The organism is Geodermatophilus ruber (genome assembly GCF_900114385.1).
In the GTDB taxonomy this organism is placed as follows: domain Bacteria; phylum Actinomycetota; class Actinomycetes; order Mycobacteriales; family Geodermatophilaceae; genus Geodermatophilus; species Geodermatophilus ruber.
On the sequence record NZ_FOSW01000001.1, the window covers coordinates 1 to 12,027 of the forward strand.

Annotated in this window: 13 protein-coding genes; 3 read left to right on the top strand and 10 right to left on the bottom strand. The window is 74.5% G+C overall.

Annotated features, from left to right (window positions below; translation table 11 throughout):
* The 8 genes from BMZ50_RS23875 to BMZ50_RS00040 form a co-directional block, all read right to left on the bottom strand.
* Positions 1 to 542: hypothetical protein (locus BMZ50_RS23875; RefSeq protein WP_425431975.1), on the bottom strand; the 542-nt coding region annotated here is incomplete at its 3' end.
* 115 nt (positions 543 to 657) lie between these two features.
* Complete coding sequence (locus tag BMZ50_RS00010) at positions 658 to 1,503, bottom strand: hypothetical protein (protein WP_143087036.1); 846 nt, start codon at positions 1,501 to 1,503, stop codon at positions 658 to 660.
* Positions 1,500 to 2,042: a hypothetical protein gene (locus tag BMZ50_RS00015; protein ID WP_091319424.1), complete on the bottom strand. Its 543-nt coding sequence runs from the start codon at positions 2,040 to 2,042 to the stop codon at positions 1,500 to 1,502. Before BMZ50_RS00015 ends, BMZ50_RS00010 begins: the two co-directional genes overlap by 4 nt.
* 86 nt (positions 2,043 to 2,128) lie before the next feature.
* On the bottom strand, positions 2,129 to 2,749 hold the full coding sequence (locus tag BMZ50_RS00020) for a hypothetical protein (protein WP_091319427.1): 621 nt from the start codon (positions 2,747 to 2,749) through the stop codon (positions 2,129 to 2,131).
* Positions 2,750 to 2,962: 213 nt separating this feature from the next.
* Entirely contained in the window at positions 2,963 to 3,841 is an 879-nt protein-coding gene (gene sucD, locus BMZ50_RS00025; RefSeq protein ID WP_091319430.1) for a succinate--CoA ligase subunit alpha, read from the bottom strand.
* Between the two features lie 89 nt (positions 3,842 to 3,930).
* Positions 3,931 to 5,094: an ADP-forming succinate--CoA ligase subunit beta gene (sucC, locus tag BMZ50_RS00030; RefSeq protein WP_091319434.1), complete on the bottom strand. Its 1,164-nt coding sequence runs from the start codon at positions 5,092 to 5,094 to the stop codon at positions 3,931 to 3,933.
* A gap of 145 nt (positions 5,095 to 5,239) precedes the next feature.
* Positions 5,240 to 5,641, bottom strand: coding sequence for a cobalamin-dependent protein (locus tag BMZ50_RS00035; RefSeq protein ID WP_091319438.1), 402 nt, complete (start codon positions 5,639 to 5,641; stop codon positions 5,240 to 5,242).
* Between the two features lie 36 nt (positions 5,642 to 5,677).
* Positions 5,678 to 6,712 (bottom strand): hypothetical protein, encoded by a 1,035-nt coding sequence (locus BMZ50_RS00040; protein WP_245753194.1) that lies wholly within the window; start codon positions 6,710 to 6,712, stop codon positions 5,678 to 5,680.
* Positions 6,713 to 6,892: 180 nt separating this feature from the next.
* Between BMZ50_RS00040 and BMZ50_RS00045 the strand changes: the two genes are divergently transcribed.
* Together BMZ50_RS00045 and BMZ50_RS00050 are read left to right on the top strand one after the other, a co-directional pair.
* Positions 6,893 to 7,789 carry a lipase family alpha/beta hydrolase gene (locus BMZ50_RS00045; RefSeq protein WP_091319442.1) on the top strand — a complete coding sequence of 299 codons (897 nt, stop codon included), beginning with the start codon at positions 6,893 to 6,895 and terminating at the stop codon, positions 7,787 to 7,789.
* Between the two features lie 269 nt (positions 7,790 to 8,058).
* Complete coding sequence (locus BMZ50_RS00050; RefSeq protein WP_091319446.1) at positions 8,059 to 8,856, top strand: M23 family metallopeptidase; 798 nt, start codon at positions 8,059 to 8,061, stop codon at positions 8,854 to 8,856.
* Positions 8,857 to 8,866: 10 nt separating this feature from the next.
* Here BMZ50_RS00050 and BMZ50_RS00055 read toward each other — a convergent pair whose 3' ends face one another.
* Together BMZ50_RS00055 and pcrA are read right to left on the bottom strand one after the other, a co-directional pair.
* Positions 8,867 to 9,058, bottom strand: a complete 192-nt coding sequence (locus tag BMZ50_RS00055; protein WP_091319450.1) for a dihydrofolate reductase family protein — start codon at positions 9,056 to 9,058, stop codon at positions 8,867 to 8,869.
* Positions 9,059 to 9,108: 50 nt separating this feature from the next.
* Positions 9,109 to 11,427 (bottom strand): DNA helicase PcrA, encoded by a 2,319-nt coding sequence (gene pcrA, locus BMZ50_RS00060; protein ID WP_091319453.1) that lies wholly within the window; start codon positions 11,425 to 11,427, stop codon positions 9,109 to 9,111.
* Between the two features lie 300 nt (positions 11,428 to 11,727).
* Here pcrA and BMZ50_RS00065 point away from each other — a divergent pair, with 300 nt between their 5' ends.
* Positions 11,728 to 12,006 carry a chorismate mutase gene (locus BMZ50_RS00065; RefSeq protein WP_091319457.1) on the top strand — a complete coding sequence of 93 codons (279 nt, stop codon included), beginning with the start codon at positions 11,728 to 11,730 and terminating at the stop codon, positions 12,004 to 12,006.
* Positions 12,007 to 12,027 lie beyond the last annotated feature (21 nt).

Here is a 12,027-nt window from a genome sequence, read left to right on the forward strand (position 1 = left end):
AAGCCGTTGACCGAGACGGAGAAACCGAACCCGAAGTCCTCGCTGAACCACGGGATGATCATGAAGATCAGGTACGCGACGACGCTGCCGGCCACCACGTAGTCACCCAGGGACAGCTTCTTCGGGTCGAAGCCCACCGAACCGCCCGTCCCGGCCGGCCGGCCGTGCGGGTGCTGCCCGTACGGCTGCTGCTGCCCGTAGCCGGGCTGCTGCACGTAGGGCGGCTGGGGCTGCCCGTAGCCGGGCTGCTGCGGGGGCTGGGGCTGCCCGTAGCCGGGCTGCTGCGGGGGCTGGGGCTGCCCGTAGCCGGGCTGCTGCGGGGGCTGAGGCTGCCCGTAGGGCTGCTGCGGGGGCTGAGGCTGCCCGTAGGGCTGCTGCGGGGGCTGCGGCTGGCCGTAGCCCTCCGGCGCCTGGCCGTAGCCCTGGGGCGGCTGGCCGTAACCCTGGGGCGGCTGGCCGTAGCCCTCCGGCGTCGGCGAGCCGGACGGCTGCTGGCCCTGCCCGTACCCCCCGGGCTGCGACGGGGGCTGACTGGACGTCATCGTTCGGCTCTCCTCAGTAGTTGCTTTCCGCGTCGCGCATCGTGGTCGCACCGGTGCGGCGGGCGCAACACCGCCGCGCCCCGGTATACCCCCACGAGGGGAGACGCACCGGGCATCAGTCGAACAGCGCGGCGCACCGGCCGCGCAGCTCCTCCTGCGCACGTCCCCCGCAGGTGCTGCCGTACTCCTCGTAGGCGCTGCCGACGTCGGCCTGCAGGTAGAGGTCGTCGCACGCCGCCAGGGAGCCGTCCGCGCAGTCGTCGGCGAGCTGGTCCAGGCCGAACTCGAACTGCGGGTCGGACGGCTCGATCGGCAGGGGCACCGACGAGTCCCCGGGCGAGAACGCCTGCCCGGTGACCGGCTCGGCCGAGCCCGTGACGACCAGCGCCGCCCCGGCCACGGTCGCGACCACGAGGACCGCACCGGCCGCCACCCAGCCGGGTCCGCGGCCGACGACGGCGTCCGGGCCCGCACCGGCGGGGCGGGCGAGGACCCGGGCGACCGCCCGCTCCGCCGCCCGGCGCTCCCCCGCCCCGTACCAGCGCCGGGACGGGCCGGCACCGGCGAGGACGACGACCGCTCCGCCGGCGAGGACGAGCAGGGCACCGATCACCGTGCGGGCCACATCCCGGTCCTGCAGCAGCTCGGTGACCACGACGACGGTGGCCAGCACCGCCAGGCCGAGCGCCGATACCGCCAGCAGGCGCCCGCCCCGGCCGCCCAGCGCCGCGGCTCCGCCTCCGACCAGGCCAGCGACCGACGGCACGGCGAGGAGCGCGGGCAGCAGCTCGGCGTCGTGCCGCCACCAGCCGGCCTCCCCGAGCAGGTCGCCGAGCCCACCGGTGGCGGCGGCCAGCAGCACGGCCACGACCAGGAGGAAGCTCAGCCCGGCCGCGACGAGCAGCGTGGGCGGTGGGACCGGTGCGGCCGGCCGGCCCGGTGCGGGTGGGCGCAGGTTCACCACGCACCCCCGACCGGGGCGGTCACCGGGCGCTGCGCGGCCCGGTCGGCCAGCGGCGCGACGAGCAGGGCCACCAGCCCCGGCAGGCCGGCGATCAGGGCCAGGGTGGCCAGGACCCGCCCGGCGCCGGTGGCGGCGACCTCGGGGTCCTCGGCCGCGACGCGCACCAGGTCGAGGAAGTGCCCGGCGTAGCCGAGGACCAGCCAGACGACGCCGACCGTCACCGAGACGGCGAGGACGGCGGCCGCACCCGCGACGGTCCGCAGCCGCACCGACCACCGGGCGACGGCGGCGAGCACGGCGGCCGCCAGGAGCAGCACCGCGGCGGCGACCATCGGCAGGCCGAACTCCGGCGCCGGGAGGAAACCGGCCCCCGCGCCCCCCCAGCCGGTGGACGAGTAGCGGACCTCGCCCTCCCGGGCGACCGAGACCAGGTCGAGGAACGGGGCCAGCGCCAGCAGGGTGCCGCCGACCAGGAGCAGCCCCGCGGCGACCAGCCGCAGCACGCCCGCCACGTCCACCGAACGGCGCGGCAGCACGGGGCCACCGCCCCCCGGAGGCGCCGACGCGGCCCAGGCGACCGGGGACGGCGGCGCCGCCGGCTGCCCCCAGGGACCGGGCGCGCTCACCGGGCGCCCCACGGCACGTCGGCCGGGACGCCGGCCGGTGCCGGACGCATCCCCACCGTCGCGAGGACCGCTGCCCGGCCACGCCGCGCCGTCAGGGCGGCCGCCACGGCCAGCAGCGCCCCGGCCCCGGCCGCGCCCGGCACCGGCCCCCACCAGGTGGCGAACTCCTCCTGCGCGACGCCGAGGGCGAAGTCCGCGGAGCCCACGGCGACCTGCACCCCGGTCACCCCGGCGAGCAGCCCCCCACCGGCCAGGGCGAGCAGCTGCGCTGCCGTGGCCCACCGACCCGGCAGGTCGGCCCGCGCCCCCAGCAGCGCGGCCAGGGCGGCGGCGGTCAGCAGCAGCACGGCCGACGTCACCGGCCCGGTCCAGACGAGGGAGGGCCAGGCCCACGGGTCGCTGCCGTCGTAACCGGTGAGGACCTCGCCGCCGGCGACGCGCACGATCGACTCGGTGGCGCCCTCCTCGGCGGATCGCACCGTGCTCAGGCTCAGCCCCAGCGCCAGCGTTCCGGCGAGCGCGGCCGCGACCGCCAGGCCGGCCGACACCTGCCGCACCGCCACCGGGCGGAGCACCCGCACGCCCTGGGGCGAACCCTCCTGCCCCGCGACCGTCATCGCGCTCCTCCGCGCCGCACTGCACATCCCTCGATCCGGCCTGCGCACCGGTCGGCGCGAACCGAGGTCTTCCTACCCGGCCCGGGTGACACGGCCGGCCCGGCACGCCGCTCGCTACCGAGACGACGCGGGTCCGACTCCCCCGATCGGGGAAGCCGGACCCGCGTTGCGGTCCCGCGTGCTCAGGCGCCGGGTCGATGCGGCGCCTCTCGCTCAGGCGCCGACGATCTCCCGCATGAGGCGGGCGGTCTCCGACGGCGTCTTGCCCACGCGCACACCGGCGGCCTCGAGGGCCTCCTTCTTGGCCTGCGCGGTGCCGGCCGAGCCGGAGACGATGGCGCCGGCGTGGCCCATCGTCTTGCCCTCGGGCGCGGTGAAGCCGGCGACGTAGCCGACGACCGGCTTGGTCACGTTGGCCTTGATGAAGTCCGCGGCCCGCTCCTCGGCGTCGCCACCGATCTCACCGATCATCACGATGGCCTCGGTCTCCGGGTCGTCCTGGAAGGCCTGCAGGCAGTCGATGTGCGTGGTGCCGATGACCGGGTCGCCACCGATGCCGACGGCGGTGGAGAAACCGATGTCCCGGAGCTCGTACATCATCTGGTAGGTCAGCGTGCCGGACTTGCTGACCAGCCCGATCTTGCCCTGCTGGGTGATGTTGGCCGGGATGATGCCGGCGTTGGAGCGCCCGGGGCTGATCAGGCCGGGGCAGTTCGGGCCGATGATGCGGGTCGAGCCGCCCTGGGCGTGCGCCCAGAAGTAGGTCGAATCGTGCACCGGGATGCCCTCGGTGATGACGACGGCGAGCCCGATCTGGGCGTCGACGGCCTCGATGACGGCGTTCCTGGCGCCGGCCGGCGGCACGAAGATGACGCTGACGTCGGCGCCGGTCTCCTTCATCGCCTCGGCGACGCTGCCGAACACCGGCACGGCGGCGCCCTCGAAGTCGACCTTCTGGCCGGCCTTCTTGGGGTTCACGCCACCGACGATCGACGTGCCCGAGGCGAGCATGCGCTGGGTGTGCTTGCGCCCCTCGGAGCCGGTCATGCCCTGGACGATGACCTTGCTGTTCTCGTTGAGGAAGATCGACATCTCTCTGGTGTCCTGTCTGAGTAGAAGGACCTCGCCCTCCTCACCCCTCGCACGCTCGGGGCGAGCCTCTGGACGAGGCCGAAAGACGATTAGGCGGCGGCGAGCTCGGCGGCCCGGCGCGCGGCGCCGTCCATCGTGTCCACCAGGGTCACCAGCGGGTGGTTGGCCTCGGCGAGGATCCGCCGGCCCTCCTCCACGTTGTTGCCGTCGAGCCGGACGACCAGCGGCTTGGTGGCCTCGTCGCCGAGCAGCTGCAGGGCGTGCACGATGCCGTTGGCGACCGCGTCGCAGGCGGTGATGCCGCCGAAGACGTTGACGAACACGCTCTTCACGGCGGGGTCGGACAGGATGATGTGCAGGCCGTTGGCCATCACCTCGGCCGAGGCGCCACCGCCGATGTCGAGGAAGTTGGCCGGCTTGACGCCGCCGAACTCCTCACCGGCGTAGGCGACGACGTCCAGCGTGCTCATGACCAGGCCGGCACCGTTGCCGATGATGCCGACCTCGCCCTCGAGCTTGACGTAGTTGAGGTCCTTCTCCTTGGCCGCGGCCTCGAGCGGGTCGGCGGAGGCGGTGTCCTCCAGCTGCTCGTGGCCGGGGTGCCGGAAGCGGGCGTTGTCGTCGAGGGTGACCTTGGCGTCGAGCGCGAGGACGGTGCCGTCGGGGGCCTTGGCCAGCGGGTTGACCTCGACCAGCGTGGCGTCCTCCTTGCTGAAGACGTCCCACAGCTGCACCGCGATGGCGATGACCTGGTCGCGCACCTCGGCCGGGAAGCCGGCCGCGTCGACGATCTCGGCAGCCTTCTGGGTGTCGACGCCGACCGTGGCGTCCACGGGGATGCGGGCCAGCGCCTCGGGCTTGCTGACCGCGATCTCCTCGATCTCCATGCCGCCCTCGACGCTGGCCATGGCCAGGAAGGTGCGGTTGGCGCGGTCGAGCAGGTAGGAGAAGTAGTACTCCTCGGCGATGTCGCTGGCCTGGGCAACCATCACGCGGTGCGTGATGTGGCCCTTGATGTCCAGCCCGAGGATGTTCTGGGCGTGCTCCCGGGCACTCTCGGCGTCGTCGGCCAGCTTGACGCCGCCGGCCTTGCCGCGGCCGCCGGTCTTCACCTGCGCCTTGACGACGACGGGTGCGGCGATCTCCCGTGCGATCGCCTCCGCCTGCTGGGGGGTCTCGGCGACACCGCCGGGGAGAACGGGCACGCCGTGCGAGGCCAACAGGTCACGGGCCTGGTACTCGAAGAGATCCACGAGCAGTCACCGTAGCCCGCCGGTAACCGCCTCGCCGCCCCGGCGTTCGAGCGGTGGGCGGCATCACACCCGACCGGGTGCCGGCGTGGCCCGGTGGCGCGGAGCCCTCTGCTGACGACGGCGCTGCTCAGGCGCGCGCACGCGGTCAGCGGCGGACGGCCCCGGGACCGACCCGCTCGCGCAGCCAGCCGGCGATGTCCGCCACCGGGGCGGCCGGGGGGAAGAGCCGGGTGAGGCCGGGCAGCGCCATCCCGGTGTCCTCGCCGCCGCCGAACACGACCACGTCGTCGTCCACGCCCCGCTCGCGCATCAGCTCGGCGAGCCGGGCCAGCAGGGCGGCGGGCTCCGCGGGCAGGACCGGGAGGCCGACCGCGTCGGCGTCCTCCTGGACGAGGGTGTCGACGATCTGCTCGGGGGTCTGGTGGCGGCCGGCGTAGACGACCTCCATCCCGGCATCGCGCAGCGCACGGGCCACGGTCTCGGCCGCCCGGCCGTGCCCGTCCTCCCCCGGCGTGGCGATCACCACCCGGATGCGTTCCTCACCCACCCGGCCACCCTAGGCAGCAGGCGGGTGCGGCTCCCGTCAGCGCGGGCGGTGCACACGCTGGGCCAGCACGGTGAGCGCGGTGTACCCGAGGCCGGCCAGGAGCAGGCCGACCCCGGGCAGGGTCCACTCCAGCTCCGCGGAGACGGCGGCATCGCGCAGGCCCGCGAGCCCCGCGGCGAGGACGACGGCGGTGATGGCCAGCAGCCCGCCGACCGCCGCCAGCCGGGGCCGCAGCGAGGGGGCCAGCACCGAGCACAGCACGATGGCCCCGGCGAGCAGCAGGCCGCCGAGCAGCGCGAGCCCCGGCCGCTCCAGCAGGCCCTGCGCCCCCTCCTGCTCGACCACCGTCTGCAGGCCGGTCGACGGGTCGGTGACCAGCCGGTCGGGCACGTCGGCGGCCGGCAGGACGAGGCAGAGCACCGTGCCGACGCCGAGCAGCGCGGCGGCCCCCGCCAGCGCCGGGCGGGCGGGGTCGAGCGACCCGCCGTCCTCCATGACCGTGCGCCCCCACGACGCGAGGGCGAGCGCTCCGGCGAGCACGGTGAGCGCGAGCCCCACGGCGCCGAGCACCCAGCCGGGACCGATCTCGACCGAGCTGGTGAGCACCCGGCGGCCCGCGAGCACCTCGAGGCCGGGGCGGACGGTCGAGGTACTGGCCCGGTACAGCTCGATGAGCAGCAGGCCGAGCGCCAGCGCACCGCCCACGCCGGCGTACGCGAGGCCGAACCGGGGGACCCGGCCAGCGGCCAGCCCTGCCCCGACCAGCGCGCCGGCCACCGGCACGACGGCGGCGGCGAGCACGCTGCCGACCCCGGTCCCCAGCGAGACCTCCTGGCCCCCGACGACGAGGTAGGTCGGGAAGACGGCGACCAGGCCGGCCAGGCCGGCCAGGACCAGCAGCGCCCCCGCGATCCGCGCAGCCACCGGCGCTCCGCCCACGACCAGCTCGTCCCGCGGCGCGGGGCGGGTCGGAACGGCCGCGCGCGGCGAGCGCCGGGCCGTCGCCGTCCGGCCCCGTCCGGCACCGGCGGCGGGTCGGTTGCGGGTGGGCCCCTCACTGCGGCTGGCCACGGTCCCCTCCTCGGATGGGTCACGGATCGGCCTCGATCGGCCCGGCTGGACGACGGCTGTGTGACGACTGACACACCCGGGATTTACGGTTCGGTGAACCGGGCATTACCCGGAGGTGTCGCCGCAGGCCCGAGTCGAACCCCAGCTCCGCCGACGGCCCTGAACGGGAAGGGACGAACGATGCGTCCGCTCAGCGATCCGGGCTCGGATCCAGCGTCGCACACCGCGGACGCCGGGCCGGGGTCGCCACCAGGCTCTCGGCGCTCACTGGTCACCCGCGCCGCACTGACCGGTGGGATCACCGAACTGGCCCTCGTCGGGGCGCACGCGCTCATGTACCCGCTCGGCACCCGCACCGAGCAGTTGCGGCCCGATCCGCGCCGCCGGCCCGGCGAGCAACCGCCGAGCGTCCGCGCACTCTTCGCCGCCGACCCGCTGGCCGCCCGGGTGCCGGTCGTGCTCGTGCACGGCTTCATCGACAACCACTCGATCTTCGCGGTGATGCGCCGCGGCCTCCGCCGTCGCGGGTTCGCCCACGTCTGCTCCTGGAACTACAGCCCGCTGCTCGGCGACGTCGCCCGCGGTGCCCGTGACCTCGGCGCGCACCTCGAGCGGATCTGCGAGCAGACAGGGCATGACCGCGTGCACGTCGTCGGGCACAGCCTGGGCGGCCTGATCGCCCGCTACCACCTGCAGCGCCAGGGCGGCGACCGGTGGATGGAGTCCCTGGTGACCCTGGGGACCCCGCACCAGGGCACGCTGCTCGCGCACCTGGTGCCCTCGCCGCTGATCCGCCAGCTGCGGCCGGGGTCCCGGGTCCTGCGGGAGCTGGACGAGCCGGCCCCGGGCGTCCGCACACCGGTGACCGCGATCTACAGCGACCTGGACCAGGTGGTGCTGCCGACCACCGCCGGGCGCTGCGACCACCCGCACCTGCGCGTCCGCAACGTCCTCGTCCGCGGGGTGGGCCACATGTCCCTCCCGTTCCACCGCTCCGTGGTCGACGAGGTTGCCGCGACACTGGCCGGGCTGCGCCCCCACGGCGGGACCGCGCCGGCCCCTCTCGCGGTCGCCTGACCGCCTGACCCGCCACCCGGCTGCCGCAGCACTGCGGCGACCGGGCATGGGCTGCGCCACAGCGCCCGCACACCCGACCCAGCTCACACCGTGCAGACAAAGCGATACGGAGTGTCGCTGACGGGCGGCGACCTGACCGATCGTTACGGTCCGATCACGGCACCGGTAACCACCGGCGGGCGTCGCAGCACCGGACACCCTCGCCGCCGTCGCTCCCCTGGCGGGTTGCCCTCGGCACCCCGGCGGAGGCGCCGAGGGAAGGGGCTCCGGTGACACCGCAGACTGGTGCCGCGCTGCTGGAGCGGCGCGGGACCGACCGCGACGTCACCGCATCGGCGGCCCCGGCGCCCCGCACCGCCGTCCGCCCGCCGGCCCCCGCGGACGCCGGACCGACGCCCCCCGCGCGGCGGCGCGGCGTGCCCCGCCCGCCCGGCAGGCGCGGCCCGCTGTGGCTGGCGGCGCTGGTCGCCGGAGCGCTCGTCGCCGCCCTGCCCAGCACCATGACCGCCGAGTCCACGCCGGTGGCCGCCGGCGCCGCCGACTACGGCCTGGGCGTCGCCTCCGACCTCGGCGTGACCGGGGACATGGAGGACGCCAGCGTCCGCCAGGGCATCACCGAGGCGCAGGCCCGGGTGCGGCTGGAGGAGCTCGCCGCCTCCCGCGCCGCCCGCACCCCCGCCACCGTGCTCCCGGCCCAGGGCCGGCTCACCACCTGCTTCTGCATGCGCTGGGGCTCCATGCACTACGGGCTCGACCTCGCCGGCCCGCTCGGCACGCCGATCTACGCCTCCACCGACGGCGTGGTCATCCGGGCCGGCCGCGCCTCCGGCTACGGCAACGCGGTCTACATCCAGGACGCCGACGGCAACGTGCACATCTACGGCCACATGCGCTACTACGACGTGCAGGCCGGGGACCTGGTGCGCGCCGGGGACCAGATCGCCAAGATCGGCAACGAGGGCTTCTCGACCGGGCCGCACCTGCACTACGAGATCCACCGCGGCGGCATGACCGGCCGGCCCATCGACCCCCAGGAGTGGCTGGCCGAGCGCGGCGTCCACATCTGACGGCGCTACTTCACTTCGAGTTCTCCCAGGCGGCCATCGCCTCGTACATCCCCCGGCCGTAGAGGTAGGTGCCCACCGACCGCTCGAGGTCGCTGACGAAGGCGTGCAGCTGCGCGTCGGGTTCGGCCCAGTCGAAGCCGCCGGTCCCGTCCTCGTCACGGCCGTCGAGCGAGGTGATCGCCGTGTGGATCAGCGAGGCCACGTCGTCTCCCGGTCAGCAGGCGCCAGAGCGCCCCACTCCACCAGGGAGTGCTACAGCTTCACCAGCGGGGCGTAGCGCAGCACCAGACGCTTCGTGCCGCCGGAGCCGAAGTCGACGGTCGCCTGAGCCTTGTCGCCGATGCCGTTGACCTCGACGACCGTGCCGAGCCCGAACGCGTCATGGCTGACCCGGTCGCCCACCTCCACCGAGATCACCTGACGGTTGCCTGCACCGCCCCGCAGCCCCCCGGTGGACAGGCCGGTGGCCGCCACCCGCCGCTGCGCCGAGGAGTACCCGGTCGACGGTGCGGGCGCCGGCTCCTTGCCGGCCCACTGCACCGTGTCCCCGGGCAGCTCGTCGAGGAACCGCGAGGGCGGGTTGTAGGCCGGCTGGCCCCAGCTGGTGCGCACCTGGGCGCGGGAGAGGTGCAGCCGCTCCTGGGCGCGGGTGATGCCGACGTAGGCCAGCCGGCGCTCCTCCTCGAGCTCCCGCGGGTCGCCGAGGGCGCGCAGGTGCGGGAAGACGCCGTCCTCCATCCCGGTGAGGAACACGACCGGGAACTCCAGCCCCTTGGCGGTGTGCAACGTCATCAGCGTGACGACGCCGGCCTCGTCCCCGGCGACCGGGATCTGGTCGGCGTCGGCGACCAGCGACACCTGCTCGAGGAAGTCGGTGACCGTGCCGCCGGGGTTGGCCGCCTCGAACTCCGCGGCGACCGAGATGAGCTCGTTGAGGTTGTCGACCCGGCCCTCGTCCTGCGGGTCGGTGCTCGCCTGCAGCTCCGTGAGGTACCCGGTGCGGTCCAGGATGCTCTCCAGCAGCGCGGCCGGGCCCGACCCGGTCTCCGCCAGGTGCTCGAACTCCTCGAGCAGCGCGACGAACTCGCCGATCGCCTTCTGCGACCGGGTGGCCAGGCCGGGCACCTCCGCGGAGCGGCGCAGCGCCGAGGCGAAGGCGATCCGCTCCCGGTCGGCGAAGCCCTCGACGCAGGCCTCCGCCCGCTCCCCGATGCCGCGCTTGGGCGTGTTGAGGACCCGGCGCAGGCTCACCACGTCGGCAGGGTTGGCGACCACCTTGAGGTAGGCCAGCGCGTCGCGGACCTCCTTGCGCTCGTAGAAGCGCACTCCACCGACCACCTTGTAGGGCATGCCGACGCGGATGAACACCTCCTCGAAGACGCGGGAGGCGTTGTTGGTCCGGTAGAAGACGGCGATGTCCTTGGGCTGCGCCTTGCCCTCGTCGACCAGCGCGTCGATCTGCTCGGCGACCCAGGCGGCCTCGTCGTGCTCGTTCTCGGCGACGTAGCCCTCGATCAGCTCGCCGTCGCCGGCGTCGGTCCACAGGTTCTTCGGGCGGCGGCCGGTGTTCCTGGAGATGACCTGGTTGGCCGCCCTGAGGATGCGCTGGGTGGAGCGGTAGTTCTGCTCCAGCAGGATCGTCGTGGCGTCGGGGTAGTCGCGCTCGAACTCGTCGATGTTGCGGATCGTCGCGCCGCGGAAGGCGTAGATGGACTGGTCGGCGTCGCCCACCACGCACAGCTCGGCCGGCGGCACCGGGCCCTCCCCCGTGCCGACCAGCTCGCGGACCAGCACGTACTGGGCGTGGTTGGTGTCCTGGTACTCGTCGACCAGCACGTGCCGGAAGCGCCGGCGGTAGTGCTCGGCGACGTCGGGGAACGCCTGCAACAGGTGCACCGTCGTCATGATCAGGTCGTCGAAGTCCAGCGCGTGCGCCTGACGCAGCCGCTGCTGGTAGAGCCGGTAGGTCTCCGCGAGCACCTTCTCCGGCGCCGTCTGCGGGACGTAGCTCTCCTCGTCGATCAGCTCGTTCTTCAGGTTCGAGACCTGCGCGGCGAGGCTGCGGCCGGGGTAGCGCTTCGCGTCGAGGTCCAGATCGCGGGCGACCATGGTCATCAGCCGGACCGAGTCGCCCTGGTCGTAGATCGTGAACGAGGACTTCAGGCCCAGCTTGGCCGCCTCGGCGCGCAGGATGCGCACGCACATCGAGTGGAAGGTCGACACCCACATCGCCCGGGCGCGGGGCCCGACCAGCGCGGCGACCCGCTCCTTCATCTCGCCGGCGGCCTTGTTGGTGAAGGTGATCGCCAGCACCTCACCCGGCTGCACGCCGCGAGCGCCCAGCAGGTAGGCGATCCGGTGGGTGAGCACGCGGGTCTTGCCGGAGCCGGCGCCGGCGACGATGAGCAGCGGGCTGCCCTCGTGGGCGACGGCCTGGCGCTGCGGGCCGTTGAGCCCGGCGAGCATGCGGTCCAGTTCCCGCCCCACGGAACCGGAGGCGGAGCGCGGCAGCGCCTCCGTACCTGGGAGGGACTTCTGGGCACCGGGAAGGGCCTGCTGGATGCTGCTCATGACCCGCCCACTGTATGTCGGGCGGCCGACGAACCCGGCCCCCTCCGACCAGGCGCCACAGCGGTCCCGAGCGGCGCGCCCGACACACCGATCGGGGGCGGGGGTGGCGCTCGGCCCCCCGTCGTGCCAGACTTCCTGCCGTGCTCGCCTCGTTCAGCTTTTACTACGGCCACCGGGTTCCGGTGTCCGTCACCGCTGGCTGAGCACACGCCGCAACAGACGCCCCGGGCCCGAAGAGCCCGGGGCGTTTCTCGTTCCCGGGGTCCGAGAGCCTTCCGAACGCCCCGGAGGACCACCGCCATGACCAGCACGCTCGCCACCGACGCCGCTGCTTCCGCCGACGAGCAGATCGCCGGGCTGCGCGAGGAGATCGACGACTGCGACGCCGAGATCATCCGGCTGGTGCAGCGCCGGCTGGCCGTCTCCCAGCAGATCGGCGAGCTGCGGCGCGCCGCCGGCGGGACCCGCCTGTCGCTGTCCCGCGAGCAGAAGGTGCTGGCCCGCTTCCAGGCCGCCCTCGGCCGTGACGGCGCGACCCTCGGGATGATGCTGCTCCGCCAGGGCCGCGGCCGGCTCTAGAAGGACCCCGTCCTCCCCACC